Here is a 25421-nt window from a genome sequence, read left to right as displayed (position 1 = left end):
TAGCGTATTGCAATATTCAATTTGCAAATTATTTTTAATAGTATGAAATCTGTAAAGCCCGTTGAGTTATTTTTAACCCTTGGTTTGGCGGTGAGCTTAGGGGCCTGTGGCACCTCCGTTCCAGACAATGGTGGGGAAGGGGGCGAAAATGCTGCAACAACAGAAACCGTAGAACATAATAGTGCTGACCATGGGGGCGAAGGCGGCGAAGGTGGTGAAGGTGGTGAAGGCGCTAGTTCCGGCAACCCCGATGAAGACTATGCCACGACTCTTTCGTTGATGTTGGGCCATTTGATGGTGGCTGAGGAATTAATTGCGGCTGGGGAATATGAACAGGCAGAACCACACATCGGCCATCCTGTAGAAGAATTGTATGGTGCCATTGAGGGTCAATTGGGCGATCGCGGTGTGACCGATTTCAAAGATGTCCTCAATAGTGCCCATGACTTGATCAAAACAGCACCGGAATCTCCCGAATTACAGACCCAACTAGACGCGTCCGTTGAGGCCATTGATACAGCCCTTGCGGCCCTCGGTGAAGCAGAACTGCAGTCCCCTGAGTTTGTCCTTGGGGTCATGAATAATCTCCTCCAGGTGGCCGGGGAAGAATATGCTGCAGCGATCGCCAATAATCAGATCGTCGAAGCGGTGGAATATCAGGATTCCCGTGGTTTCGTCCTCCACAGCGAAATGCTCTACGACCAGGTTGCTGATCAGTTGGCTCCAGAGACCAGGGAGGCGATCGCCACCGCCATGGCAGATCTCAAAACCGCTTGGCCCACGGTAGAACCGCCCCAGGCTCCTGTGAAAACGCCCCAGGAAGTCTTAAGCCGCATTGTGGAGATTGAAGCGGCCAGTAACAGCTAATCTCAAAGTTCTGTGAATATCATTACAGTGGCCCCGGTTTTGCTGGGGCTTTTTTAGATTTTTTTGGTAACGCCAATGTTCTTTAAAATTCCCCAGGTGTTGACACCAGAGGCCCTCGAAAAAATAACCGCAACCTTGACCCAAGCTGAATTTGTCGATGGCAAACTCACGGCGGGCTGGTACGCCAAACTGGTCAAAGACAATCAACAACTGGCCAAGACAACCCCCACGGCCCAACTCCTCGAAGAGCAAGTGCGCCAAGCCCTCCAGAACAATGCCCTGTTTCAAACGGCGATCCGCCCCAAAAGTGTGCATACTCTGCTGTTTAGTCGTTACGGCCCCGGCATGGCCTACGGTCGCCACACTGACAATGCCCTGATGAATGGGATGCGCTCGGATGTTTCATTTACTCTGTTCCTCAATGAGCCTGACGAATATGAAGGCGGTGAACTGGTCATTGAAGGGGCAGATTCTGAACAAAGCTACAAACTCCCTGCCGGAACGGCGATCGCCTATCCTTCTACTTCTCTACACCGGGTAAATGTGGTGACAAAAGGGACGCGCTTAGTGGTGGTGGGTTGGGTACAAAGTTGGATTCGGGATGCCCAAAAACGGGAAATTGTGTTTGATCTTGATGTCAGTCGTCGCAGCCTGTTTGCCCAAAGCGGTAAAACCACAGAATTTGATCTCCTCTCTAAGAGTGTGGCGAATCTCCTACGGCTATGGAGCGAGTAAACAGAATCACCTAAAAAATTATTGAAAATAAGTATCAATACTATTGACGGGGTTCCCAAGTGTCGATACACTCTATTTAATTTAAATAAGAATTATTTTCATTAAATAGTCCATGAAGATTGTCCACTCCTACGGTACGACCGACATTACCCAACAGCTCCGCCAAGATAGCCATGCCCCGGAGCCGTCTCAATGTAGGCCGCCCCACGCCACCCCAGACCTTGCTCAATATTATTTAGCGACCCTGAGTTTAGACCACGCCGTGGCGGAGTCCTGAGGCTGGGCGAGATCGTTTCGTTAAAACAACTTTATTTTCTCGGTATCAAAAAATGATTGATTTCTTTTACTTTATGTTCGCGGCCTGTCTCGGTTTTTCTCCAGTTGATGCGGAATCACCACGCTAGCATTCCCGCCAACGGGACTATACAAAAAGCGATCGCCCTTGCGGACTTTTACGAAAACGATTATCATTTCTATTTCTAGAAATTTTGCGTGTGTGGAGAATTTAAAAATGTCCCTAGCCAAAGGTTTTGTTATCTTCAGCGCCAGTGCCTTGGTGGGTAGCAGTCTCGGTACAGCGGCGATCGCCTCTCCGATAACAGATCAAGACCGTGCCCTCGGCCAAGTGAACAGCGTTTTCCAATTGCGGGATGTGGCTCCCAGTGACTGGGCCTTTGATGCCCTGCGTAATCTCGTTGAAAATTACAATTGCATCGTCGGTTATCCTGATAGCACCTATCGCGGCGATCGCCCCCTCAGCCGTTATGAATTCGCGGCTGGCCTGAACGCTTGTTTGCAGCAGATCGAACGCATGATTCAAAGTGGGACTTCTGAAGTAACCGCCGAAGACCTCGCTGCGCTGCGTCGTTTGGTTAATGAATTTGAAGCTGAATTGGCGACCCTCGGTGCCCGCGTTGATGATCTCGAAGGGCGAGTGGAGTTCCTCGAAGATCACCAGTTTTCTACCACTACTAAGCTTGAGGGTGAAGTTATCTTTGCCCTGGCTGGTGCTTTTGGTGACGAGAAAGCCGATGACTCTGGCGATCGCCTCGATGACCAGCTCACCTTCAGCAACCGCGTTAATCTGACTCTTAACACTAGCTTCACTGGCGACGACAACCTAGAAGTCACCTTAGCCGCTGGAAACATTCCTGAATTGGCTGGCGCTACCGGTGTTGATACTGCCGCATTGGGGTTTGAGGAAGCGAATGATAATGATGTTGTTATTGACACCGTTGTCTATGAGTTCCCTGTCGGTCGTAAAGGAACCGCTATTGTCGGGCCACTTGGTCTCGGTATTGATGATGCGTTACCGGTATTTAATCCTTACTTTGAGGGCGAAGCCGACGGTGCTCTCTCCGGTTTTGCCCGTCTTAACCCCGCTACCAAGAGTGGCCCTGATGGGGCAGGGGTAGCATTTCACTATGACTTCAGCGATAGCCTTAGCCTCGGTTTGGGCTACTTGGCTGATGATGGTATTGCCTCTAACCCGGAAGAAAAGAATGGTTTTTTCAACGGAAACTATGTTGCTGGTGCCCAACTAGCCTTCTCTCCTTCCGACCGTTTTGACCTGGCGTTCTCTTATACCAATAAGTATCAAAGAGGCGATGATGATGTCGTCGATAATGATTTTGAAGGTGACGTAGACCTATCCGGCAGCACTGGTAGCGACTGGGCAAGGGAGCCTTGGGACAACGAGTATGCTGTCTCCTCTAACAACTTCGGCATTGAAGCAAGCTGGATGGTTAGCGAAAAATTCAACATTGCCGGGTGGGTGGGCTACACCGATGCCCAAATCGAAGATCCCAACAATGAAGGTAGTGCAGAAATCTGGAACTGGGCTGTCAATGCTGCTCTGCTTGACGTTGGTGGCGATGGCAACGTCCTCGGATTCGTCTTTGGTCAACCGCCGAAGCTTACCAGTGGAGACCTAAATGGTGTAGATCAATGTGCCGGTGGCATCTGCGATGATACGACTTACCTTGCTGAATTACAGTACCGCTACAATCTAAACGACAACATCATGATTACTCCCGGTGCCTATGTCATCTGGAACCCCAACCAAAATGATGCGAATGAAACTATTGTTGTCGGTGCTATTCGTACTACATTCACTTTTTAAAAAAGGTGAGAGTTTCAAGAAGGCTAGTTCTGAAACTGTCGTTAGGTAATCTGCTCACGAGGTGAGTGGCTCTAAAACTTTTCCTCACCCTTGATGTAGTGGCTAGAATCTATGGCTAGCCGCTTTTTTTGTCTGCAATTAATTTATGGTGAGTGCAGTTTCGCCTGTTGTTAATCCCGTGGCGATCGCCTGGGCATCGGCAAAAATAGCCGCAGCAACCTGGGGTTGGGCCTGTTTTTCGAGGAGATGACCGAGTTGATTGAGTACTGTAACTTGGGTCTGTACGTCCTGGCGATCGCGGGCTAAATGGAGTTGTTGGCGCAGCACTGTTTCTGCTGCCTGGAGATTAGCCTGGGTAAGATAGGTGTCGGCCAAGGCGGTGAGGGTTAAATTAAGCTGATCCCAAGTGCGGAACTGTCGATAAATTGCTTCGGCCTGGTGCCAGTGGAAAAGCGCCGTTTCTAGGTCTCCTTCCCTGTGGGCTTGTTGGGCTAGGGCAAAGTGGCGATCCGCATCTTTACGCTGGAGTAATTTTTGTTCGGCATTTTGTTTGCGCCCCTGGCCAAAGGCTGGCACTGTCCCTAAAACCCCTACGGTGCCTAGGCTCAGCAGTAAGCAGAGGGTCAGCCAAAAGGGAAAGGTCACAGTCCGGGAAGGAGCAGGCGATCGCATAAAAAATTAAACCCAAAAAACAGCGCGCAAAAAAACCAAAGTTCTTCCATCTTAGCGGTAAATCTCGATCCTCTCGCCTAGGCGATCGCCCAGACAAAAAAGAGGGCAAAGAAATTAACTTTCCTTACCCCAGGCGTTGTGTAGATTCGCTGTTAAACAGTTAATGCTGTCGAAAATGATTTACGAAAAACCTTTGCCACGGTTCTCAGAGGGCAGACAGAAGCAGTTTTCTACCTGTTGCCGCAACGTTGCCTCATCGAGATTTTGACCAATGAGAACAAGCTGATTTTTTTTCGTTTCCCCAGGCTTCCATTCCGAATCATCAATCGTAAACCGCTTTCCACTGAGGTGAAATACATGGCGTAGCGGGCTTTCATCAAACCAGAGGATTCCCTTCGCCCGGAACACATTGACCGGTAATTGATTGTCTAGGAAATATTGAAATTTGCGGATCGCAAAGGGTTGATCACTTTGGAAGGAAATTGACGTGAACCCATCATTTTCTAAATGGTTGGAGTGGTGATGGTGGTGTTCGTGGTCGTGGTCATGGTCGCATTCTGGGGTGCAAACATGGTCGTGATCGTGGTGATCATGATCATGCCCGTGATCATGGTGATCATGGCTGTGGTGGTGATGCACATGGGTATCCGCTGCATCAAAATACTTATCTGACTCAAATAAGCCCACACTGAGTAGCAACGGCAACGGCACTTCAGATTTTTGGGTGCGCAGGAGTCTTGCTCCTTCCTTAATGTCACGGATTTTGACTTCTAAAGCGTCCACTTCCGCCTCATCTACCAAATCCGTTTTATTCAAGACAATGATGTCACCGTAGGCGATTTGGCTGTAGGCTGCCTCACTATTAAAGAGATCCAAACTAAAGTTGGCACAGTCCACCATGGTCACAATCGAATCTAGGCGAGTTAAATCCCGTAACTCTGTCCCCAAGAAAGTCAAGGCCACAGGTAATGGGTCGGCAAGCCCCGTTGTTTCCACGACGAGATAATCAATTTTGTCACCCCGGTCGAGGATTTTATGCACCGCGTTCACAAGATCTTCGTTGATCGTGCAGCAAACACAGCCGTTGCTGAGTTCCACCATGTTGTCTTCGGTGGTGACAATCAGCTCATTATCAATCCCGATTTCCCCAAATTCATTCACGAGGACAGCGGTTTTCAGTCCCTCTTGGTTGCTCAAGATATGATTTAAGAGTGTTGTTTTGCCGCTACCGAGAAATCCGGTGATGATCGTTACCGGAAGGCCACTTTTACTCGCATCTAGGGTATTGGCCTCTGGGGCTTGGCTACTGACTGTGGGCATAATATTTTTACTTTCGATTAGAAAACAACTCTTTCTTATCTTACACAGTATTTTGGGTGTCTAGAGTCGGGGAGATACTTCAGGAAAAATATGAATGCGGAGCTGTGGAAGCCATGGCCAACTCGGAAGAAATACGTTAGGGGGAAAGGTCGGTGCTTACCATGGCGATCGCCAAAATCAAACGACAGTGACAAACCGATCTAACGGAATTTGGGCCAGGGATTGAAAGGCGGGTTTGGCAAAATAAAAGCCTTGGAAGAGATTAATGCCTAGACCTTGGAGGGTGATTAATTCTGCTTGGGTTTCGATGCCTTCGGCGATGACAAGACTTGAGAGTTCCCCAGCGACTTGTAGCACACCCTTGACGATCGCTTGGCGGACTTTATCTTGATCGATGCCACGAATCAAGGCCATGTCAAGTTTGATCAGATCGGTCTGAATTTCTGATAAAAGATTTAACCCAGCATAGCCAGCACCGAAGTCGTCAATGGCTGTTTTAAAACCACGGGCACGATAATATTCAACAATTTTTCGGAGGTGGACTAAATCTGTAATTTGCTCACTTTCAGTAATCTCAAAAATAATTTGCTCAATGGGAAATCCGTGGTTTTCAGCGGCTTCTAGGGTTGTGCGAATGCAGCGTTCTGGTTCATAAACGGCATTGGGTAAGAAATTAATACTCAAAAAACAGGGAATATGAAGTTCTGCGGCGAGGCGAATGGCGGTGGTACGACAGGCTTGGTCAAATAGGTAGCGATTGCTGTCATTAATGTGTTGAAAAATTGCTTGGGCCGATTCATTATTTAAACCCCGCACCAGGGCTTCGTGGGCAAAAATTGTTTGGGTTTCTAGGTTGACAATGGGTTGAAAGGCCATTGTGAAGTCGAAATTGAGCTTATTCTGATTCGTGCATTCTTTACATGCCATAGTGCAACCAATTTATAGGATTTCTTAAACTATCCTGGCGATGATCAATATTGAACATCAACACATTCAGCGGTTAGGGCTTGTTTCCATGCAGATCAATATTTATCCATAAAAAATCGCCTCTCTTGGATCTTAGTTCAAAAAAGGCGATCGCCAAATTGATCTGGGTTAAATGAAAGATTTAGATACCGAGACGTTGGTAGACCTGATCGAGGTGACGCAGTTGGAATTGTGGGTCAAAGCAGGCTTCAATCTCTGTGGCAGAGAGGTGTTGGGTGATTTCGGCATCTTGCTCGACATTGGCGCGGAAGTTTCCTCCCTCGGTGTTCCAGGCGGTGTGGGCACAACCTTGCACAAGGCGGTAGGCATCCTCACGGGTTAAGCCTTTCTCGACGAGGGCCAGCAGCACCCGCTGACTGAAGATCACGCCGCCGTAGACGTTCATATTGCGCTTCATGTTTTCGGGATACACCAAAAGATTCTTCACGAGGCTAATGGTTTCCCGCAGCATAAAGTGCACGAGGATGCAGCTATCAGGCACGGCAACCCGCTCGACGGAACTGTGGGAAATATCCCGCTCGTGCCAGAGGGCAACATTTTCGAGGGCGGCCATCGCATTCCCCCGTACCAGACGCGCCATCCCGGTTAAGCGTTCAGAACGGATCGGGTTTCGCTTGTGGGGCATCGCCGAGGAGCCTTTTTGCCCTTTGGAGAAATATTCTTCGACTTCTAAAACATCGGTGCGTTGGAGGTTGCGGATCTCTACGGCAAAGCGTTCGATGCTGGCGGCTAACACAGCCAATTGGTTCATGTAGTTGGCGTGGCGATCGCGGGAAATGACCTGGGTAGAAGCAGTATCCGGATCGAGACCGAGTTTTTGACAAGCTAAGGCTTCAACGCGGGGTTCAATGTTGGCGTAGGTACCCACTGCGCCAGAGATTTGACCGACGGCAATTTCTTTGCGCACGGCCACTAGGCGATCGCGGTTCCGGAGCATTTCCGCCAGCCAACCCGCCAGCTTAAAACCAAAGGTCATCGGTTCGGCGTGGATACCGTGGGAGCGACCCACCATCACGGTATAGCGGTGTTGTTGGGCTTGGTAACGAATCGCTTGAATCAGTTCTTCGACACAAGTCAGGATCAGGTCGAGACTATCCACCATCTGCAGGGCGAGGGCCGTATCGAGGACGTCAGAACTGGTCATGCCGAGGTGAATGTAACGTCCCGCATCGCCAACATATTCATTAACGTTGGTGAGAAAAGCGATCACATCATGGCGTACTTCTTTCTCAATTTCTAAAACCCGCGCTTCGTCAAACTGGGCTTTGGCTTTGATTTCTTCTACGGCTTCTGTGGGGATATACCCTAACTCTGCTTGCGCTTCACAGACGGCAACTTCGACTTTCAGCCAGGCCTTGAGTTTTGCTTCATTTGTCCAGAGATTCCCCATTTCGGGGAGGGTATAACGTTCAATCACGAGATGTGCCGCAGAATACAACCTAGCTATTTTACAAGGGGTTGTTCAAATTTTGGCAATGTTTTTACGGGGGTTTACGGGGGAGGCGATCGCCTTTGGGACAGAAGCCGCTAGTTGGAATTGCCATAAAGTTCGGTTTAGGCCATAAAGCGCCATCAAGCTCAAGATATGTACAATTTCCGGCTTTCTCCTAAAGGAGCGAGTTAAGCTAAAAGTAGCCGATGTTGTTCTAAATTATTGTTGGCGATCGCCGAGGGGTTTGTACCATGACAAACAAACTATTTACCAAAGAAATCACCACGGGTGACATCACTCTCACCAGTAATGTGACCAGCGTGACAGCACGGGCCAATCGCATCTCTCGCGTGGAAGAAAAACAAGACGATCCCCGCAAAAACCCTGCTGCTATCTACGTTGACCTCACCGTTGATCACCCAGAAAAATTCCATGATGTCCTCGAAGCCACCGAAGCCGTTGATCTGGCCCTGGGTCTAAATGATGCGGTGGAAATGGGCCTATTGATGGTGGCCATGGGCTTAGAACATAAGACTGATACGGAAATTAAGCAGGTACTCGACCGTCTGGCGGCCTTAATTGAACAGTACCGCTAGTAAAAGATCTTTAATGGCCACACCTTAACGGTTACTGAAAAAGTCCCAGATGATGCGGGGGAGTTCAATAATCTGTGTAATCACCTGCCCCGACTGAATCCCGAAGGCCAGTTGCAACACAAGCACAATGACCGCAATGGTCACAGCCGTTTGCACGCTGGTTTTCACGATTTTGATGAACGCAGTAAAAACTAACCAAGAAATAATTAAAGCGGCGACGATCACAATAATTTCGATCGGCATCGGTGCTCACTCTCCACAAGGTGAAATTTGGCCTGGCATTATCCTAGGGCAAAAGGGGAAAAGATTATTGGGGAAGCTGTTTGACCTCGGCGAGCCAGCGGTCTTCATCGGAACTGTCCTTGGCGATCGCCAGATAACTATGTTCGGTGCGATCAACAATCAAAATTTTGTCGCCCCGTCGGGGAATCACCTCGGCCCAGTGGGGTAAACTCACCGGGACAGTCATCAGGTTCCGAGCCGAATCGTACACATCTGCCTGGCCAATTTTGCCCGCGACATAGTGGGGGAGATTTTTAGAAGAGACTACTCCCAAGCAACCAATCAGGCGATCGCTGCTGACATCTTCCCCAAAGGAGGCAAATACTTTTCCCAGAGGATAAGCCAAGAGTTTCCCGACCCAAAAGGCGATCGCCCCACTCCCCAAAAAGACTACAATCCCTAAAAATCCCGTCGGCGTCCTCAGGCCCACATTGAACATCCAACCCAGCAGACCCCACAGACTCAAATCCGTGGCCAACAGCAACATCAATGGCGCTTGCCCAAAGCCAAACCAAGACAGCACCGACCAGAGACCAAACCCTTCCCCCTCGACCTCGGCTTCCCCATCGAGATCGCCATCAACGTCGGCATCTAAATCCATATCGGCGTCAATGTCCGCATCAAAATCGGCATCCATATCAAGGTCATCGTCCCCACCCCCAGAGAAAATGACAAATAAATACAGCAGGATGCCACTCCCCAGGAGCACCCAATAGCCTAAGTTTGACGCATCAAAAATCATGGACGCACCGTATCCGGGACAGAGTAAAGAATTCGCACGGGCTGCACCCCAAATCTAGGAATTTTTTTGGCGATCGCCACCACCATAATTTAGCTTTAGACTTATTTCCCGAATTTTTGTTGCGCGCGCATCACCAGTTCTGCCGTAATTTCTTCGACTTCCTCTTCACGGGCAAGCTCCTCGATGGTTTGTCGCGCCTGGGAGCGGGCATAGAAAGGAATATTTTTGTATTTGGTTTTTGCTTCTTCTGTCCAGGGGATTTCGTCAGGAAAATTAGGATAAGTCATGGTTTCAGCACCTTAGGGGGAGTTTTCTGAATAATAGCAAGGATTTCCGGGAGTTAAAAGCGCGGTTTCGTTAAATTTCTTGATGTTTTTTAGTGCAAATGTTTTGATATCTAAGGTATATTTTAATTCACACACTATGAATTTCCCAGCACAGTACCGGGGCAGCAATTAATGCTGACAGACGACAGATTCGGGATAATGATCATTGTCGAGAAGCTGTATTCTTAAGCCATTAAATCTAGGCAATTAATTGATTAATATATTGATCTAATTCCTGTAATTTTTCGGGAGAAAGCTTGTGGATTTTTTGGAAAATCTCTTGTTCTTTCTGCCATTGACTAATTGATATAATTTGTGAATGTGCCACTTCTAATGTGATTTCTGGAATGTTAAATCCTTCTAAGCTATAGCCATCTTCTTGTTCTGTCATTTGATAATATTCAACCACTGTCGCAATGTCGCCCCAATGTAGATTGTATTCAGGAAAGTCTTGGGATAGAGCAACTTGACTGAAAAGAGGATAATGTTCGTGCATAATTATTCTCCTTTATCTGGAATCAAAGTAACAAACTTGGCAATTTTATCGGCAACCATCCAAATTGTAGCAACCTTAAGAGTTTTGTGACCCAACCCTTGCAGCTCTCCTTTGATTTTATACTTTTTGCCATACGGTGTCTGCTGTAAAAACTCAGATTTTCCTTTCATCGCTAGTGTTTTTAAGTGATCGTGCCGGTCCTGCCAATTGTCAAAAGTATATCCGGCTTGGGATAGGAACTTTGATTTATCATTTTTGGGAAGAAGGATGAGTAGATATTGCGTCAACTTGGCTTGAGAAATTAAAAATTGTGTAGCAATTGGTGGTTGAGATTGCGTCATATTAAAAAGATTTTTTCTATGCCAACAAATCTAAAAGCTGACTTTCATTCAGTTCTTGAACCCCCAATTGACGGGCTTTGTCTAATTTAGATCCGGCATTTTCACCAGCCACAAGATAATCAGTATTTTTACTAATAGAACCCGTCACTTTTCCGCCAGCAGCTTTGATTTTTTCGGCGGCTTCAGTGCGTTTGAGGGTGGGTAAGGTACCTGTGATCACAAAGGTTTTACCGGCAATCTGATGGTTAATTTCGGTTTGTGCGGTCTGGGTTTGGGAAAAGGTCAAGCCAGCTTTTTTCAGTTTTTCAATTAATTGTTGATTGGCATCAACCCGGAACCAATCGACGACGGACTGAGCAATTTCTTCGCCAATGCCATAAACCCCTTGTAATTGGGCAAAGGTGGCTTTTTGGAGTTGGTCTAAAGTTGGGAAGTTTTGCGCCAAAATTTCCGCATTCACTTTCCCCACAAAGCGGATACCTAGACCATACAAAACACGGGCATAGTCTTGATTTTTTGAGTGGGCGATCGCCTGGATTAAATTTGCCGCTGACTTTTGCCCCAGGCGCGGGAGAGATTGTAATTGTTCGCTGGTCAGGTCATAGATATCGGCGATGGATTGCACTAGACCATGCTCGATCAAAAGAATCACATTTTTTTCGCCTAAACCCTGGATATCGAGGGCGTCACGGCCAGCCCAATGGACGAGGGAACCCCGCAAAATCGCTGGGCATGAGCTGTTGACGCAACGGGCAACGGCTTCTCCAGAGGGACGCACCAGGGCTGAGTTGCATTCGGGGCAATGGCTAGGGAATTGATAGGGAACAGTCGCTTCTGGGCGTAAATCAACTAAAACTCGTAAAACTTCCGGGATAATTTCCCCTGCTTTGCGAATAACAACCGTATCACCGATTCTGATGTCTAATTCTTTAATGCGGTCTTCGTTATGGAGGGTGGCCCGTTGTACCGTCGTCCCTGCTAATTGCACCGGTTCCATGACGGCCATGGGAGTGACAGCACCCGTTCTGCCCACGTTGACGATGATGTCTTTGACGATGGTGGGAGCTTCCTCGGCAGCATATTTTAAGGCGATCGCCCAGCGGGGAAATTTTTGGGTGAAGCCCAACTCAGCCTGGAGGGAAAAATCATTCAGTTTAACGACCACCCCATCGGTCAGGTAAGACAGTTTTTTCCGGCCTTTATCCCATCTTTCAAAATAGTTTTTTACAGCAGCTAAATCAGGACAAAGTTCGCGGTTTGGATTGACCCGAAAACCCATTTTTTTCAGAAATTCTAGGGCTTCCCATTGGCTGTTTAGTTGGGGAGAATTGCTAAAGTCTGGGAGGTGGAGGGTGTAGGCAAAAAAGTCTAACTTGCGCGCGGCAACGATGCGAGAATCGAGTTGTCGTAAAGTACCGGCGGCGGCATTTCTCGGATTGGCAAATAGATTTTCACCCGCTTTTTCTCGCTCCTGGTTAATTTTTTCAAAGGTCTCTAAAGGTAAAAAGGCTTCTCCCCGCACTTCCACTAAAGGAGGCGGATTATCGAGGTTTAAACGCAAAGGAATGGTGCGAATGGTGCGCAGATTTTGGGTGATTTCTTCGCCTGTCACACCGTCGCCCCGGGTGGCCCCCCGCACTAAAATGCCGTTTTCGTAGGTTAAGGCGATCGCCGAACCATCGATTTTAAGTTCGCACACATAACCGGAATGGCGAGGGATTTCTCCGGCTAAAGCCCGCTGCCACCGCTGTTCCCACTGGGTTAGTTCCCCAAAGTCAAAGGCATTTTCTAGGCTATAGAGGGGAATATTGTGCTTGACGCTGGTGAATTGGGTGGCGGGTTGATCGCCGATCCGCTGAGTGGGACTGTCGGGGGTAATGAGTTGGGGATGTTCCGTTTCCAGGGCCACCAGTTCCCGATAAAGCTGGTCATAAACGGCATCCTCCATGAATGGCGCATCGAGGACATAGTAAGCGTAGGCCGCTTTTTGCAGTTGCGATCGCAGTTGGGCCAGGCGGGCTTGGGGGGCGTCGGACATGGATTCGGGGAAAAGAATTTCAAACCGCAATTATAGGCGATCGCCCCAGGGAAATTATTCTGTTGCCTCTGCTTCTGGGTCGGTTTCGGTGGGTACGGCTTCGAGGGCCTTGAGATCTGCGGCACTGAGTACGGCCATTTCCTTAATTTGGTCTTTGTAGGTGGCAGGCGCAAGGTTAATCGCTGTCATGAAAAAGGGTTTGGCAGCGGCTTCATTTCCTTGATTTTTTAAGACCATGGCCTTGGCGAGGACTGGCCGAAAGTCTGTTTTATTTACTGTGGCGGCTTGGTCATAGATGGCGATCGCCTCCCCGAAGCGTTTTTGAGCGACGTAAATTTGCCCCAACATCAGTTGAATAGATGTAACCTTTTCTGGGTCGATTTCAATGGTTTCTTCTTCCGTTAATTGCCCCATGTCCTTGAGGGTGGTTTGGAGCAGTTCGATTGCTCCCTCTGGCCGATTTTGCACCAGGAGCAGATCAACCATGCCCTGGAGAGCGTTGATGTGGGTGGGATCTGTCAACAGCACCTTTTTGTAAGTCGCGGCGGCCCCTTCGTAATCCTTGGCCTCCTGTTTAACCTGACCTAGCAGCACGAGATAATCGGGATTATCGCTGTGGATTTGCGCCAGACCATCGAGGGCGGTGGCCGTTTTTTCTAAATCATTGAGCTTGAGGCTGGTATCCAACAGACCCCGGAGAGCTTTTTCGTTATTGGGTTCTTTTTCTAACCAGATTTCATAACTTTGTTGGTCTTTTTCGAGGAGGGCGATCGCCGGATCAGGGGTTGTTTCGGGCTGCACCTTGGCCGCCGCTGCCGTTTTCCGGGCCACCATCCACTGGTCAAAGCGTGGCATCACCAAGAGCCCCCCTGCCAACAGAAACAGAAGCCCAGAAAGACCATAGACCCAGGCACGGGGACGATAGTATTTTTCGATGATGTGACTCGCCATGGCTATAGATAGTGGGGAAAACTAAGGGGATAAAAACCAGACCCAAAAGACCGGAAAAGTCAGAAGGTTGGCAAAATTTTATCTAAATTTTACTGATTTATCGGAAAAGTCGCCTTAAGACTCCGCTGTTCTAGGGCGATGATACAAGGCGAGCGACTGACGCTAGGCAGGAGCCATGCCAATATCGAGTGGCATTTTGCTACACTGCATTCTAGCGGATAGGGTAATCAACCGCTCTAAAAACCCAGTCGCCTCACGGCACTACGCTGAACCTTGACAATCAAAGATATCGGGTTCTATCCAATTGTTCTAGGTTCCCCCTGTGGATAGGTAAAGTCTTTGCAGGAACTAGACGACCAGCATTTGAAACAAGGGTTTCAAGTCAAACAAACATTGGAGAAATTTCACTACCCAGGGGCACTGGGAAAGTAACGCTTGGGGAGAGACCCACCTCTGGTTAGGGCTTCGCAAGGAATCCTAGGTAAGTGGACTCGCTGAACCAAGAATCCCCTCACCTTTAGGCAGGGGAGTGTCAACACCTCTGACACCCCATTGAGTACAATAGGCAGGCGCTAAACGTCTTCATCTGTCCTAATATGATCGAAGGCAGAATGCTAATTTTTATCGTGATGGCGATCGCCTACCGATGATGTTGATGTCTGATAGTTGACTATCTGGCATCGAAAACGATCTGTATTTTTTTGTTAGCCCACCTAGAAAGCATTGGATAAGCCCGTGTCTGAATCTAACCATCATCTATCGTCTCCACCAGCGCCGAACCCCCATGAGGACCAGACGACCTCCCAAAAACTACGGCAACATCCCATTCCCCCCGCCAGCCATCCCCGTCAATATCGGGCCATTGGCATTGTGCGCGGTAAATATACCCCCGAAGACCCAGAGCAAATCAGTAAGGGGGCGATCGCCACAGCGGATGGCGACATTGAAGCCGTTTTATTGGGTCGCGTGATTAGCCTGATCAAAAATCACATTGACCTCGACCAAGAGCACGTTTGGGTCGTCTATCCCCGCACCCGCCAGGATGACAACCATCTCCACCTCCAGATTCTCGGCATTTGGGAGCCCGAAAACCTTGATGATCCAGAGGCCCTCACGGAGTCCATTCCCACCAGTGACCAAGTCGAAGACGGCTATTTTTCCATTCGCGGTCAGGTGGTTTTCTATGACGCCGAATCCAAAAAAGTCATCGTTAAAATTCGTCAATCGCCGAAGAAGCAAGGGGACAAACCCAAATTTTTCAAGATTCAACTCATTGGTGCCCTGCCGGATCGTCCCGTTAACCATTTTTATGATCTCCAGGCGAAGCTCCTCGACAATATGCTGATGATCCAAACCTGCGAAGATATTGGCTATATCAGCAGTCGCCGTAAAGGCCCCAAACCCGGCGGGAAACCCTTTAACCGCGACAAGAGCAAACCCAGACCCATCGGTGATCATCCTGCCAGTGACAGCCATGGGGCAACTGCCAGAGCGAGACCTGTACCCCGACCCAAACCAAAAGATAGTGAGGGCTAAATCACAGTAATTTTACGGTAACTTCAGGCTAACTCCCGGTCTCCCCCTTTGATGAAGAAAAGTCATTGGGGGTTCTTTGTTGGCTGAGTTTGGCGAGGGTATCAAAGGCAAATTTTTGCACCAGGATTTCTAAGGCCCGGGCGATCGCCGTTGCCTGGGGCGGCAGTTGATCAATGAGGGCTTTGAGGTGTTGGGCCCTGGCGGCAAGGGCGGCTTGGTGAAAGGCTTTTAACCATTCCGGGGGAAATTTTTGTAATGCCTCTGGGGTTAGGGCTGGGAGTTGTTCGTCCCGTGCTTGGGGAGGATAGAGGGTTAGGTGCATCGGGTTGGCTGGGGTGACACTTGTAAGTTCAAAGGAAAAACAAGAACCGACCCCAGGCTGGCTACTGACAACGATTTCACCGCCCATGAGATTGACAAATTTTTGGCTGAGGGCCAAGCCCAAACCACTGCCTCGACCCATGCGATCGCCGGCTTCTAATTTCACAAAATTATCAAAGAGTTTGGTGAAATCTGTTTCGGCAATGCCGATCCCTGTATCTGTAACGCTGAACTGGAGACGGAGGGGATTTTGCGCCAGGGTTTTTACGGCCAGTTGAACGCAGCCACTGTCGGTAAATTTGAGGGCATTATTCAGGAGGTGGAGCAGCACAGAATGGAGTTTTGCTTGGTCGGCGTTGATATAACGGGGCACCTGCTCATCCCAATGGATATCAAGCTGGATATTTTTGTGCTGGATTTCCAGGGCATACATTTGGGCGAGGTCATCCAGGAGATCGTGGAGATTAAACAGGTTGGGGTTCAGTTTTAGGGTGCCCTTTTCAAACTTCGCCAGGTTGAGAATATCGTTGAGCAAGGCGAGGAGATGTTTCCCCGACCGATGGATGATGCTTAAGTATTCCTGGTGATCCGTCGATAGGTCAGGCGATCGCTCCATAATTTGCGTAAAGCCTAGGACCGCATTCAGGGGCGTTCTCAGTTCATGGCTCATGCTCGTGAGGAACTGGTTTTTGGCATGGTTTGCGGCCTCGGCCAATTCCTTTGCCAGTTCGAGTTGTTTATTAGCCTGCTGCCGTTGGTGGTAGTTGTAAATTAAGTTGCCGGCGATCGCCAAAATATCCGCATCTTCCTTTGACCACAGCAGATGATCCACCGCTGTCGAAGAACACTCAATGTAGCCCCAGGGTTTCCCTTCTGCATCCTGGATCGGGATCCATAACACCGCCTTAACCCCTAGGTGATCTAAAAATTCCTGTTCAGCGATCGCCGTTGGCGGTAGGGAGATTTTTCGATTGAGCAAAATTATTTCTTGTTTCTGCCAATGATCTAACCACCACGGATAGGGACTTAGATCAATTTTTTGTAAGTCTTCTAACCATAGATGGGGAGCCGCACTCCAAGCAGCAATGCGTTCGACGGTGGCGTGATCGGATTGACCGAGCATAATCGACATTCGATCCGCTTGGAAGGTTTGACCCAGTCGAGCCAGTAACGCCTCCAAATCGAGATTAGCTTCTACCACCATCATGTGGGAAATATCAGCCAGCATGGTTTCAAGCTTCAGACGATGGCGGAGCACCTTATCAAAGTTTTTCCGCTCTGTAATATCTAGGGCAAAACCATCAATGACAAGATCACCATCGTTGACCGTGTGGATGTTAAAGGAGCAGTCATAGAACCAGCGCCAATTGCCGGCGGCATCCCGGATCCGATATTCCAGCTCAAAGTTCCTGCCGGCCTGTAAGGTCTGGAGGACTTGATCGACATCGACGATATCTTCGGGGTGGATCGATTGGTGCCAGAGCGCTGGGTGGTCTAGTAAATGTTGCATGTCATAGCCAAGGATCTGTTGCACCTGGGAGGAATAAAACAAACCACCCCGTTGGGGCGAATATTGGTAGATGATCGCTGGAATCCCATCAACCATTTTTTGGTAGCGATGCTGGCTTTCAACAAGGGCGATCGCCGCCTGTTTATATTCAGTAATGTCTTCGATAATAGTCAAAAGATATTCTGGTTGGCCTTGGTTGTCATAGATATAGGAGCAGATCACCTTGACCCAAATAAAATGGCCCTGGCGGTGACGATAACGTTTTTCTAAAACAGCACTAGCCGCTTTGTGGCGGTTGAGTTTGGCCCGTGCTTCGTGGCAGATATGGATATCTTCAGGATGGGTGAGTTCTTGCCAAGTGAGTTGCTGTAATTCTGCTTCACTGTAGCCACAGATCTGACAGAAGGCTTGGTTGACCAGCGAGAAATGATCCGTCCGGTCAATTTGTACGATCCCCAGGGCGGCTTGGTCGAAGATTGCCCGTAGACGGGCTTCACTGGCGGCCAAGGCATTGAGGGCTTGCTGCATTGTCGTAATGTCTTGCACGGCCCCCCCTAAAAAAATAGGTTGGCCCTGCTCGTTCCGGGTCAGTTCGTGGTAGTCCTTGAGATAACGCACTTCGCCGGCGGGAGTAATAATGCGATATTCAGAACTGGGTAGCTGTTGACCGCTCAAGAGACTTTCAATACTGGCCTTTATGCGATCGCGGTCGTCGGGGTGAAGCCGCTCAAAAAAGGTTTCCGCATTGGGGTGAATTTCACCAGGGGCAAAGCCAAAGATCTGAAATGTTTCTGGAGACCAATAGATTTGATCGGTGCGGATATCCCATTCCCAAACGCCAATGTGGGCGATCGCCTGGGCTTGGGCAAGGCGGGCTTGGCTGGCGGCGAGGGCTTGGGTGCGTTGTTCGATGAGATCTTCTAGGTGGGTTTGGTAGCGGTTGACCTGTTGGGCCAGGTGATTACGGGCGGTCACATCCGTCAAGACCACTAATAGTCGCGAATAATGGTTGGTTTGCTCGCAGACAGCCGCCAATTCCACTTCTAAAATGTCGCCATTTTTCTTGATGAACTGATAGGCATCATCTTCTACAGAGCCCTGGGTGGTTAGGGTGGGCAGGAGGACTTGTTCTGCTTTATGGCGGGAGACTGGCGTCAAAAAATCAGTGACATTGCAGCCAATGACTTGCCGCCGTTCATAACCCAGCACCTGCAACCAACGATCACTCACCGCAAGGATTTGCCCCGTCGCATCCATCGAATGCAACATCGCCGGCGTTTTTTCGTAGTAGTAGATGGCCTGTTGGTTTAATTCCAGGGCGATCGCCTTTTTCTCGGAAATATCAATGATCACCCCATCGAGCCAAAGCAGATTTCCCTGGTCATCAAAGACCCCTTGGCCCCGTTCATCGACCCATCTCACTGTGCCATCGCGATGTTTGAGGCGGTATTCGAGGGCGAAGGGTTTTTTCTCCTGCACTTTCCGCTCAATAATTTGGCGCACAAAGGCCCGATCATTGGGGTGGATGAGGCTGGCATAGTGGCGATCGCCCCCTGGGAGAAAATCAGCCGCAGGATAACCTACCAATTGTTCAATGGTTTCGCTGAAATAGATCCCGTGCCATTCCGCCGTATTTAAACATCGGTACACCGTGCCCGGAATATTTTGAATCAACGTTTGGAGGCGATCGCCCTGGAAATCGCCTAAAGGTGCTGCCGAGAGTGTCCCCTGAGTCCGGCCCAACATCGTCCGTAGGGCAACCCGCAGCGTATGTACCAGCAGCGGCCCCGTCAGTTCAGACCACAAAAAACAATCTAAAACCCCAAGGCGCAGCATTTCATCCTGGAGTGCTGCCTCATCGGTCAACCCAATCCAAGGCCACCGTTGCACCACCTCGGCATGGTCAACCAAATAAGTCAGCGGTGCATCACTGAGATAAAGATCATGGTGACCCAAACTTTGCAGCGCAGACGTCGCCGTCAAATCAAGCCAAACCAGTTGGAAATCCTCAGGCTGCTCCTCTACCAAAAGCGTTTGCAGCCGTTGGTAAACGTTAATATCCGTTGATAAAACCGCGACACTATAATGAGAAGCAACCATAGGGCGACAGGCACTGTAGCATTTTTAAACGAGATCTGTTTATCCTGACGAAGGCGAGGCTATGGCTCCATAGCAACCCTTGTTCTCTATCCTAAATGTTTCCCAATAACCGTGGATTATCTTCAGTTTTTTCAACACACAGAACGGCAGCGGGTGAGCGATGGTCAACTGACACCATTAATCCCGTCCGGTTTTACTCGACCCCTCATGGTGCTGATCCTATCCCAACTCGGCGATTTTGACAGTCTTGAGTATGCTTGGTGGCTCCAAAAGGATGCTGATTTCTGTCGCGGGGTAGATTATGTGGCAGTGGGCATTGGCGATCGCCGTTCTGGTCAAAAATTTTGTGACTATACGGGTTTCCCGGCCGAGAAATTATTCATCGATCCCAATGCAACCATTCATCAGGAACTGGGCCTATATCGCGGGTTAACCTGGAAAATTCCCGGACTCAAAGCAGGACAAAATGCTTGGGTAAATCTGATGCTGATGTGTGCTGGCATTGGCAGCCCAGGTACCCTCAAGGAAGTTTTGCGGGGTTATACGGGGGATAAACAAGCGCCCCAACTGTTTGCCGATGATGAAGTCGTTAAAGCGGCTCCTTTACCAGCCCTAAAGGGAGAATTTTTTGCGGCGGCTGGGGGGAAGGGTTTTCAGCGGCCCTTAGAATTGGCCACTTTGCGCCTGCGAAATATGGCTGAAGTCCTCGGCAATTGGTCTACCTATGTGCCCGATGCCCAGTACATGACCCAACGGGGAGCGACATTCCTCTTTGCGGCCGATGGCACGCTGAAATATGAACACTTCGACCAAAATATTCTAGGGTTTGCGGCGAATATGAGTCGGCCTTTAACCTTCCTGGAGAACCTGCCTGCGGTGCAGCGAGTGGCCTAGGTGAATTACCAGTTTCGCTTTGCCCCCTATCGCCGCCCCTTTAAAACGCCTCTCCGTACCCACCATGGTTTGTGGACTATGCGGCAGGGGATTATTCTTTCTCTACAAGACGAAATGGGACGGATTACCCAAGGAGAAATCGCCCCTCTACCGTGGTTTGGCACAGAAACCCTAGAGGAGGCGATCGCCTTTTGTGCGGTCTTTGGGGGAAACATTACCCGTGAGCAAATTGCGGCAATTCCCGATACCCTGCCAGCCTGTCAATTTGGTTTTGAAACGGCTCAACTTAATCTTGCCAGTACCGAAAATTTAGTATCCTTACCCCCTACAAAATTTTGTCAGTTAATCCGGCGATCGCCTACCCTGTTTCAAGACCTACAAACTTTACTACAACAAGGATTTCGCACCTTTAAACTGAAAATTGCCCTGGATACACCCACAACAGAAATCGCCCTCTGTCAGCAAATCCTGGCTGCCTTGCCTGCTGATGGTCGGTTGCGCCTCGATGCCAATGGCGGTTTAAACCGAGAACAAGCGAAATATTGGCTAAATTGGGGGGAATCCCAAGCAAAACTAGAATTTATCGAGCAGCCCCTAGCCCCAGAGCATTTCTCTGACCTATTACAGCTAAACGCAGCATTTCAAACCCAAATCGCCCTAGACGAATCCGTTTCCCAGCTTGCTTCTTTAGAACATTGTTATGGCCAAGGTTGGTGCGGTGTTTTTGTGATCAAATTGGCGATCGCCGGTTTTCCGTCCCGGTTAAAAGAATTTTGCCAAGCTCACCAGCCAGATATTGTGATTTCTACTGTTTTTGAAACGGCAGTCGGCCAACGGGCACTTTTGAATTTTTCGCAAAAATTTTTCCCATCCCAGCGAGCTTTAGGCATGGGCGACATCCACTGGTTTACTGATTGAGTGTTTCGAGAAACTGATTTACCGTAATAATTGGCACATTACGAAAAGGATTCAAAACAAGTAAATCCTGATCTCCCGTGACTAGAAAACTGGCATTTCCACTAACAGCTAATTCTAAAAATTGATTATCCTTGGGGTCGCGGCAAGCAAAAACTTTTTCTGTAACCATTATCATTTCTACCTTTGTGAGCAACAACATTAAAAATGCCAAGCGTTTTTCCAAAGAGAGGTACTTGTCAAATTTTGGGCGTCTTAAAACCTGACTGATCTCTGTATAAATTTCTTGGGATAGTAATAAAACTTCCCGCTGCGTAACATAGTCAAAGACTGCTTGGGGTTTAGAATTACGAAACAACAAACCACTAATTAAAATGTTTGTATCAAGGACAATACGCCGTTTACTCATCCTCTAAAATTCCTTGAAGTATTGTCTCTGTCAAACCACTTGTCGCAACATCTTCACGAATCTCTTGTACCAATTCATCAAAGGAACGAGATTTTAAAATTTCCTTCACCATGACACTAAATAAAAATAAAGCTGCTTGTTGTTGTTGCTGGGTAGCTTTGCGGTAAGCTTTGGCCACTTCCGAGTCCACTTGAATCACAATATTTTCCATAATTCTTACAAGTTAAAGAAATTTCTTTCATCATATCCGAGTCAGTTTGGAATGGTTAGGTTAGGCGATCGCCTCAGGCTCTAGTGCAATCTGGTGAGTCTGGCAAAATTGGTAAATTTCTCGTTTGGCTCGTTTTGCCCGTTCAACCTGAAGACGGTGTTTAAACTGCCGATTGATATCTGCCAAAATATTTTCGGTGATGGTCTGCTTGGGTTGGAGTTGAGCGATAATCGTTGCTCCGAGACCTTTGTGACAAGTCGTTTGCTGGGAAGACAGGGGTAAACCGTAGAGAATATAGTTGGCGAAATGTTCACAGTTATGGAGAGCAATGTTGTAGCGGGCTGTCTCAATAAACTGTTGCACTCGCCTTACCTGCGTTTGGGTGATTTTGACCTGGCCTCGCAACTCAATGCCCTTTGGCCCCCACCCCAAGGAATTAGATAAACCCGGTGTTTCACTGAGAAAGTAGTGATCAGCTAATCCCCCAAGCACCGCAATACTTTCTTTGTGTACAGACAATTGATTTTCTGGCACCAAATGAACTACTCCAGCCTAAGAGGCATGGAGTTTCCGTCGTTTCATCACCCCAAGTTGCCTCATGCTTCCGCAATCGGTAGAGCTTGGCGGCTCCGCGACTGAAGAGGCCAGTTCCTGACCCCTTGCCCAGGCTAAATTAACCTGAGCTGCATTGATATCTCTATCCTCCCTGTGGCCACAGTTTGGGTTTGAGCAAATATGTACCCTGTCTGCCAATGTCTTTGGCGTTAGCTCCCAACATTTAGCGCAACGCTGAGAGGGCTTAAGCGTCCTTGTCGGGGACTCCACATAAAATCCTCCTGCCTCTGCCAGCTTGTATTCCAGCATTGAACCAATCATGCCGAAGCCAACCGAGAGAATGGAGCGGTTAAGCCCTGTTTTTTGAGCTTTCCGTTTGCTGCCTTTTTTGGCTTTGCGGGTCATGTTTTTGACGTTTAACTGCTCACCTGCAACCAGGCTATTACCGCTGACTATGTCGCTTGTGATTTGATGCAGCCAATCTTCGCGCTGACGGGTAATTTTGCGTTGCCGCATTGATACCTGCCGTCTCGCTTTTTGCCACCGCCGCGATGCTTTAACTCGCTTATTTCGGTTTGGTGCACGCTTTCGTCTGAGTTGCTTGGATGCTTGCTTTACGGCAACTTCACCGACTTTGATAAAGCTAGGCTTTGATAGTTGCTCCCCTGTAGAAAGGGTAATCGCTTCCTTGCAACCTAAATCAATCCCCACAGATCCCCCGTCAGCTTCCCGCTGCGGCTTACATTTGACGGTGATTGAGGCATACCACTTGCCCTGGCGGAAGAAAATTGTGCAAGTTGTTGGTTTTCCCCAGGTGCGAGCTTTCCCTCTCATTTGCATTCTGCCTAAGTGGCTCAACTTGAGAAAGCCATGCTGACCATCTGTTTCTACCTGCCAACCTGCCCCGCAGGGATATGTCCACCCCGAATATCTCCGAGATGCCTTGAACTTTGGATATCCCCCCAATCCCTTAAAAAATCGGTTGAAGGCAAAGTCCACTCGCTTTAACGTTGCCTGTAGGGCATGGGAACCCAGTTCTTTAAATTCTGGCCATACTTGCTTGAACTCCGGCAAACTATTTTGCTGCTCAAAGTAATCAACGGAATGATTGAACTTTTGGTACTGGGTTTTGCGATTAGCTATTGCCGCGTTATACAAACTGCAATGTAAGCGCCGCCAATAGTGCAGCTTTTTTTGCTGTTGGCGACTTGGATAGAGCCTGTAAGTGATTCGGCGTGTTACCATGCTCCTATTGTAGTCTATTGTGCCCACAATGAACAAGTCAGAAGTACTAAAAATAAGGCTAACATCAGAGGATCTGGCAAGACTCAAGGCGTTCGCGTCCAACAAGGATGTCAGCATGGCTCAAATTATCAGAGAGTACATAAGGCGATTGCCTAAGCCTGATTGATTTGGCTACTTCCGTTTCTCTTCAGTAGCCGCGCTATCCTTCCCTACCCTAAAGAGGGATAGGGACTGCCGCGCCCAAGTTCAAAATAATCCACCAAGGCCAAGGCTTGGTTGAGTTGTCCCAAAAGCCGTTGCATTGCCCGTTGAATGGCTAAATCTGGATTGGGGGCGATCGCCTTTTCCCAGAAGCCCTCACAGGTTACTGTCGCCTGGGTCAAGTTGTTAATGATTGACTTGGTTTGAATCTCCATGGTCATCTGCTTGATTTTTGGTCTTCAATCATCCTGACGGCGATCGCGTTACAGTTCGTCACAAAAGCTCCCTTTCCGGTAATCCTTTCCATTACGCTGACAAATACTGTTCTTTGATCGACTCTGCTGCCCATGACTGCCCAAATTCCTGCCCACAAGAAAGCGAAAGGTTTACCCCGGGGGAGCGTCCGTCCGGCCAAGGCCCTGTGTAGTGACTGCGGCCTCTGTGATACCCATTTTATCCACTATGTTAAAGAAGCCTGTGCTTTTCTCAATCAGCAGTTTGACAAGCTCGAAACCAAGGTACATGGTCGCAAGCGGGATCTAGACCAAGAGCAGGAAATGTATTTTGGCGTGCATCAAAAAATGGTCGCCGCCCGGAAAACAGATCCCATCGAAGGGGCGCAATGGACGGGGATTGTTAGTTCCCTCGCCTGCAAGATGCTCGAAGAAAAACTGGTAGAAGGGGTCGTTTGTGTGCAGAGTTCTCCGGATGACCGTTTTCAGCCGATGCCAATCATCGCCACTACCCCAGAGGAAATTCTCGCCGCCCGGGTCAATAAGCCAACTCTTTCGCCAAATTTGACGATCCTAGAGCAGATTGAACAGGGTGGGTTCAAAAAACTATTGGTGATTGGTGTGGGTTGCCAGATCCAAGCTTTGCGGGCGGTGCAGGATAAATTGGGCCTTGAAAAACTTTATGTTTTGGGTTTGCCCTGTGTGGATAATGTCACTCGCGCGGGTCTACAAAAATTTCTCGATACCACCAGTCGATCGCCTGAAACCGTCGTCTATTACGAGTTTATGCAGGACTTTAAGGTGCATTTTAAGCATGAGGATGGTTCTACGGAAACAGTCCCCTTCTTTGGTCTAAAAACCAATCAATTGAAGGATGTGTTTGCACCGTCTTGCATGAGTTGCTTTGACTATACCAACGGTTTAGCGGATCTCGTGGTGGGTTACATGGGTGCCCCCTTCGGTTGGCAGTGGATGGTCGTGCGCAACGAAACGGGCCAGGAAATGTTTGATCTCGTCGCCGATCAAATTGAAACGCAGCCGGTTAGTTCTAAAGGCGATCGCCGGGCCGCTGTGCAAAATAGTATTCCTGCTTACGATAAAGGCGTAACGCTACCAATGTGGGCGGCGAAACTGATGGGAGTTGTGATCGAAAAAATTGGCCCGAAGGGCTTAGAGTACGCCAAATTTTCCATTGATTCTCATTTTACGCGGAACTATCTTTATACCCGCCGCAATTACCCAGGTAAGCTAGAAGCCCATGTGCCAGAGTTCGCGAAAAAGATCGTCGCCCAGTACGAACTCCCCAAGGACTAGCGGCTATTTCCCCCTCAGTCAGCGGTACCAATTCGCCAGGGAATTCTGTTACAGTGAGGGGGATGTTTGG

At 48.8% G+C, this 25421-nt stretch carries 26 protein-coding genes; 9 read left to right on the top strand and 17 right to left on the bottom strand.

The genetic code is table 11. The features are described from left to right. Positions 1 to 42: 42 nt before the first annotated feature. The 4 genes from AWQ21_RS13440 (at position 43) to AWQ21_RS13430 (ending at position 3724) form a co-directional block, all read left to right on the top strand. A complete protein-coding gene (locus AWQ21_RS13440) occupies positions 43 to 867 on the top strand; it encodes a hypothetical protein (protein ID WP_065715365.1) in 825 nt (274 codons plus the stop codon). Between the two features lie 75 nt (positions 868 to 942). Then, positions 943 to 1602, top strand: coding sequence for a Fe2+-dependent dioxygenase (locus tag AWQ21_RS13435; protein ID WP_065714975.1), 660 nt, complete (start codon positions 943 to 945; stop codon positions 1600 to 1602). 112 nt (positions 1603 to 1714) lie between these two features. Then, positions 1715 to 1879, top strand: coding sequence for a hypothetical protein (locus tag AWQ21_RS16295; protein WP_157094772.1), 165 nt, complete (start codon positions 1715 to 1717; stop codon positions 1877 to 1879). Between the two features lie 234 nt (positions 1880 to 2113). After that, positions 2114 to 3724, top strand: coding sequence for an iron uptake porin (locus tag AWQ21_RS13430; protein ID WP_065714974.1), 1611 nt, complete (start codon positions 2114 to 2116; stop codon positions 3722 to 3724). Positions 3725 to 3862: 138 nt separating this feature from the next. Here the strand turns inward: AWQ21_RS13430 and AWQ21_RS13425 are convergent, their stop codons facing one another. The 4 genes from AWQ21_RS13425 to purB form a co-directional block, all read right to left on the bottom strand. Then, positions 3863 to 4396, bottom strand: coding sequence for a hypothetical protein (locus AWQ21_RS13425; RefSeq protein ID WP_157094771.1), 534 nt, complete (start codon positions 4394 to 4396; stop codon positions 3863 to 3865). Positions 4397 to 4576: 180 nt separating this feature from the next. Beyond that, positions 4577 to 5716 (bottom strand): GTP-binding protein, encoded by a 1140-nt coding sequence (locus AWQ21_RS13420; RefSeq protein ID WP_065714972.1) that lies wholly within the window; start codon positions 5714 to 5716, stop codon positions 4577 to 4579. Positions 5717 to 5893: 177 nt separating this feature from the next. Continuing rightward, on the bottom strand, positions 5894 to 6592 hold the full coding sequence (locus AWQ21_RS13415; protein ID WP_232314990.1) for an EAL domain-containing protein: 699 nt from the start codon (positions 6590 to 6592) through the stop codon (positions 5894 to 5896). Positions 6593 to 6824: 232 nt separating this feature from the next. Continuing rightward, positions 6825 to 8120, bottom strand: a complete 1296-nt coding sequence (purB, locus tag AWQ21_RS13410; RefSeq protein ID WP_065715364.1) for an adenylosuccinate lyase — start codon at positions 8118 to 8120, stop codon at positions 6825 to 6827. Positions 8121 to 8386: 266 nt separating this feature from the next. Here purB and AWQ21_RS13405 point away from each other — a divergent pair, with 266 nt between their 5' ends. After that, positions 8387 to 8731 carry a hypothetical protein gene (locus tag AWQ21_RS13405; RefSeq protein WP_065714970.1) on the top strand — a complete coding sequence of 115 codons (345 nt, stop codon included), beginning with the start codon at positions 8387 to 8389 and terminating at the stop codon, positions 8729 to 8731. A 24-nt stretch (positions 8732 to 8755) separates the two neighbouring features. Here the strand turns inward: AWQ21_RS13405 and AWQ21_RS13400 are convergent, their stop codons facing one another. The 7 genes from AWQ21_RS13400 to AWQ21_RS13370 form a co-directional block, all read right to left on the bottom strand. Next, a complete protein-coding gene (locus AWQ21_RS13400) occupies positions 8756 to 8974 on the bottom strand; it encodes a hypothetical protein (RefSeq protein ID WP_065714969.1) in 219 nt (72 codons plus the stop codon). Positions 8975 to 9038: 64 nt separating this feature from the next. Continuing rightward, positions 9039 to 9755, bottom strand: coding sequence for an OB-fold-containig protein (locus tag AWQ21_RS13395; RefSeq protein ID WP_065714968.1), 717 nt, complete (start codon positions 9753 to 9755; stop codon positions 9039 to 9041). 101 nt (positions 9756 to 9856) lie between these two features. Next, positions 9857 to 10042 carry a PCP reductase family protein gene (locus AWQ21_RS13390; RefSeq protein WP_012308243.1) on the bottom strand — a complete coding sequence of 62 codons (186 nt, stop codon included), beginning with the start codon at positions 10040 to 10042 and terminating at the stop codon, positions 9857 to 9859. Between the two features lie 238 nt (positions 10043 to 10280). After that, the gene (locus AWQ21_RS13385; RefSeq protein ID WP_065714967.1) at positions 10281 to 10577 is read right to left on the bottom strand and encodes a DUF4926 domain-containing protein; all 297 of its coding nucleotides are present in this window, start codon (positions 10575 to 10577) and stop codon (positions 10281 to 10283) included. Positions 10578 to 10579: 2 nt separating this feature from the next. Continuing rightward, positions 10580 to 10918: a DUF6883 domain-containing protein gene (locus tag AWQ21_RS13380; RefSeq protein ID WP_065714966.1), complete on the bottom strand. Its 339-nt coding sequence runs from the start codon at positions 10916 to 10918 to the stop codon at positions 10580 to 10582. 16 nt (positions 10919 to 10934) lie between these two features. Further along, complete coding sequence (ligA, locus tag AWQ21_RS13375) at positions 10935 to 12956, bottom strand: NAD-dependent DNA ligase LigA (RefSeq protein ID WP_065715363.1); 2022 nt, start codon at positions 12954 to 12956, stop codon at positions 10935 to 10937. Positions 12957 to 13010: 54 nt separating this feature from the next. After that, complete coding sequence (locus AWQ21_RS13370; RefSeq protein ID WP_071932291.1) at positions 13011 to 13907, bottom strand: lipopolysaccharide assembly protein LapB; 897 nt, start codon at positions 13905 to 13907, stop codon at positions 13011 to 13013. A gap of 735 nt (positions 13908 to 14642) precedes the next feature. Here AWQ21_RS13370 and AWQ21_RS13365 point away from each other — a divergent pair. Next, a complete protein-coding gene (locus AWQ21_RS13365) occupies positions 14643 to 15443 on the top strand; it encodes a hypothetical protein (protein WP_232314989.1) in 801 nt (266 codons plus the stop codon). 28 nt (positions 15444 to 15471) lie between these two features. Here the strand turns inward: AWQ21_RS13365 and AWQ21_RS13360 are convergent, their stop codons facing one another. Further along, positions 15472 to 19374 (bottom strand): PAS domain-containing protein, encoded by a 3903-nt coding sequence (locus AWQ21_RS13360; RefSeq protein WP_065714964.1) that lies wholly within the window; start codon positions 19372 to 19374, stop codon positions 15472 to 15474. A gap of 111 nt (positions 19375 to 19485) precedes the next feature. On the opposite strand from AWQ21_RS13360, the gene AWQ21_RS13355 reads away from it, so the two are divergent. Together AWQ21_RS13355 and AWQ21_RS13350 are read left to right on the top strand one after the other, a co-directional pair. Beyond that, on the top strand, positions 19486 to 20268 hold the full coding sequence (locus tag AWQ21_RS13355; RefSeq protein WP_065714963.1) for a peroxiredoxin-like family protein: 783 nt from the start codon (positions 19486 to 19488) through the stop codon (positions 20266 to 20268). Next, entirely contained in the window at positions 20269 to 21186 is a 918-nt protein-coding gene (locus AWQ21_RS13350; RefSeq protein ID WP_065714962.1) for an o-succinylbenzoate synthase, read from the top strand. Here the strand turns inward: AWQ21_RS13350 and AWQ21_RS13345 are convergent. The 5 genes from AWQ21_RS13345 to AWQ21_RS13325 form a co-directional block, all read right to left on the bottom strand. Then, the gene (locus tag AWQ21_RS13345) at positions 21176 to 21592 is read right to left on the bottom strand and encodes a putative toxin-antitoxin system toxin component, PIN family (protein WP_065714961.1); all 417 of its coding nucleotides are present in this window, start codon (positions 21590 to 21592) and stop codon (positions 21176 to 21178) included. The two genes, AWQ21_RS13350 and AWQ21_RS13345, sit on opposite strands and share 11 nt — an antisense overlap. Beyond that, positions 21585 to 21803, bottom strand: coding sequence for a hypothetical protein (locus AWQ21_RS13340; protein WP_065714960.1), 219 nt, complete (start codon positions 21801 to 21803; stop codon positions 21585 to 21587). The genes AWQ21_RS13345 and AWQ21_RS13340 overlap by 8 nt, the downstream gene beginning before the upstream one ends. A 60-nt stretch (positions 21804 to 21863) precedes the next feature. Beyond that, positions 21864 to 22322, bottom strand: a complete 459-nt coding sequence (locus AWQ21_RS13335; RefSeq protein ID WP_157094770.1) for a lecithin retinol acyltransferase family protein — start codon at positions 22320 to 22322, stop codon at positions 21864 to 21866. 33 nt (positions 22323 to 22355) lie between these two features. Further along, positions 22356 to 23603: an RNA-guided endonuclease TnpB family protein gene (locus AWQ21_RS13330; protein ID WP_065715361.1), complete on the bottom strand. Its 1248-nt coding sequence runs from the start codon at positions 23601 to 23603 to the stop codon at positions 22356 to 22358. A 209-nt stretch (positions 23604 to 23812) separates the two neighbouring features. After that, complete coding sequence (locus AWQ21_RS13325; protein ID WP_065714958.1) at positions 23813 to 24019, bottom strand: hypothetical protein; 207 nt, start codon at positions 24017 to 24019, stop codon at positions 23813 to 23815. A gap of 132 nt (positions 24020 to 24151) precedes the next feature. Between AWQ21_RS13325 and AWQ21_RS13320 the strand changes: the two genes are divergently transcribed. Continuing rightward, positions 24152 to 25351, top strand: coding sequence for a Coenzyme F420 hydrogenase/dehydrogenase, beta subunit C-terminal domain (locus AWQ21_RS13320; RefSeq protein ID WP_065714957.1), 1200 nt, complete (start codon positions 24152 to 24154; stop codon positions 25349 to 25351). The last annotated feature ends 70 nt before the right edge of the window (positions 25352 to 25421 follow it).

Origin of the sequence: Picosynechococcus sp. PCC 7003 (assembly GCF_001693255.1) — a bacterium.
Classification (GTDB): Bacteria; Cyanobacteriota; Cyanobacteriia; order Cyanobacteriales; family MRBY01; genus MRBY01.
Note: the sequence above shows the minus strand (reverse complement) of the source record. Positions and strands in the feature narration are given on the sequence as shown.

Excerpts from the sequence above, each read along its gene's own strand:
- AWQ21_RS13440 (WP_065715365.1), top strand. The coding sequence starts at position 43 with ATGAAATCTGTAAAGCCCGTTGAGTTATTTTTAACCCTTGGTTTGGCG.
- AWQ21_RS13435 (WP_065714975.1), top strand. The coding sequence starts at position 943 with ATGTTCTTTAAAATTCCCCAGGTGTTGACACCAGAGGCCCTCGAAAAA.
- AWQ21_RS16295 (WP_157094772.1), top strand. The coding sequence starts at position 1,715 with ATGAAGATTGTCCACTCCTACGGTACGACCGACATTACCCAACAGCTC.
- AWQ21_RS13430 (WP_065714974.1), top strand. The coding sequence starts at position 2,114 with ATGTCCCTAGCCAAAGGTTTTGTTATCTTCAGCGCCAGTGCCTTGGTG.
- AWQ21_RS13425 (WP_157094771.1), bottom strand. The coding sequence starts at position 4,396 with ATGCGATCGCCTGCTCCTTCCCGGACTGTGACCTTTCCCTTTTGGCTG.
- AWQ21_RS13420 (WP_065714972.1), bottom strand. The coding sequence starts at position 5,716 with ATGCCCACAGTCAGTAGCCAAGCCCCAGAGGCCAATACCCTAGATGCG.
- AWQ21_RS13415 (WP_232314990.1), bottom strand. The coding sequence starts at position 6,592 with ATGGCCTTTCAACCCATTGTCAACCTAGAAACCCAAACAATTTTTGCC.
- AWQ21_RS13405 (WP_065714970.1), top strand. The coding sequence starts at position 8,387 with ATGACAAACAAACTATTTACCAAAGAAATCACCACGGGTGACATCACT.
- AWQ21_RS13400 (WP_065714969.1), bottom strand. The coding sequence starts at position 8,974 with ATGCCGATCGAAATTATTGTGATCGTCGCCGCTTTAATTATTTCTTGG.
- AWQ21_RS13395 (WP_065714968.1), bottom strand. The coding sequence starts at position 9,755 with ATGATTTTTGATGCGTCAAACTTAGGCTATTGGGTGCTCCTGGGGAGT.
- AWQ21_RS13390 (WP_012308243.1), bottom strand. The coding sequence starts at position 10,042 with ATGACTTATCCTAATTTTCCTGACGAAATCCCCTGGACAGAAGAAGCA.
- AWQ21_RS13385 (WP_065714967.1), bottom strand. The coding sequence starts at position 10,577 with ATGCACGAACATTATCCTCTTTTCAGTCAAGTTGCTCTATCCCAAGAC.
- AWQ21_RS13380 (WP_065714966.1), bottom strand. The coding sequence starts at position 10,918 with ATGACGCAATCTCAACCACCAATTGCTACACAATTTTTAATTTCTCAA.
- ligA (WP_065715363.1), bottom strand. The coding sequence starts at position 12,956 with ATGTCCGACGCCCCCCAAGCCCGCCTGGCCCAACTGCGATCGCAACTG.
- AWQ21_RS13370 (WP_071932291.1), bottom strand. The coding sequence starts at position 13,907 with ATGGCGAGTCACATCATCGAAAAATACTATCGTCCCCGTGCCTGGGTC.
- AWQ21_RS13360 (WP_065714964.1), bottom strand. The coding sequence starts at position 19,374 with ATGGTTGCTTCTCATTATAGTGTCGCGGTTTTATCAACGGATATTAAC.
- AWQ21_RS13345 (WP_065714961.1), bottom strand. The coding sequence starts at position 21,592 with ATGAGTAAACGGCGTATTGTCCTTGATACAAACATTTTAATTAGTGGT.
- AWQ21_RS13340 (WP_065714960.1), bottom strand. The coding sequence starts at position 21,803 with ATGGAAAATATTGTGATTCAAGTGGACTCGGAAGTGGCCAAAGCTTAC.
- AWQ21_RS13330 (WP_065715361.1), bottom strand. The coding sequence starts at position 23,603 with ATGGTAACACGCCGAATCACTTACAGGCTCTATCCAAGTCGCCAACAG.
- AWQ21_RS13325 (WP_065714958.1), bottom strand. The coding sequence starts at position 24,019 with ATGGAGATTCAAACCAAGTCAATCATTAACAACTTGACCCAGGCGACA.
- AWQ21_RS13320 (WP_065714957.1), top strand. The coding sequence starts at position 24,152 with ATGACTGCCCAAATTCCTGCCCACAAGAAAGCGAAAGGTTTACCCCGG.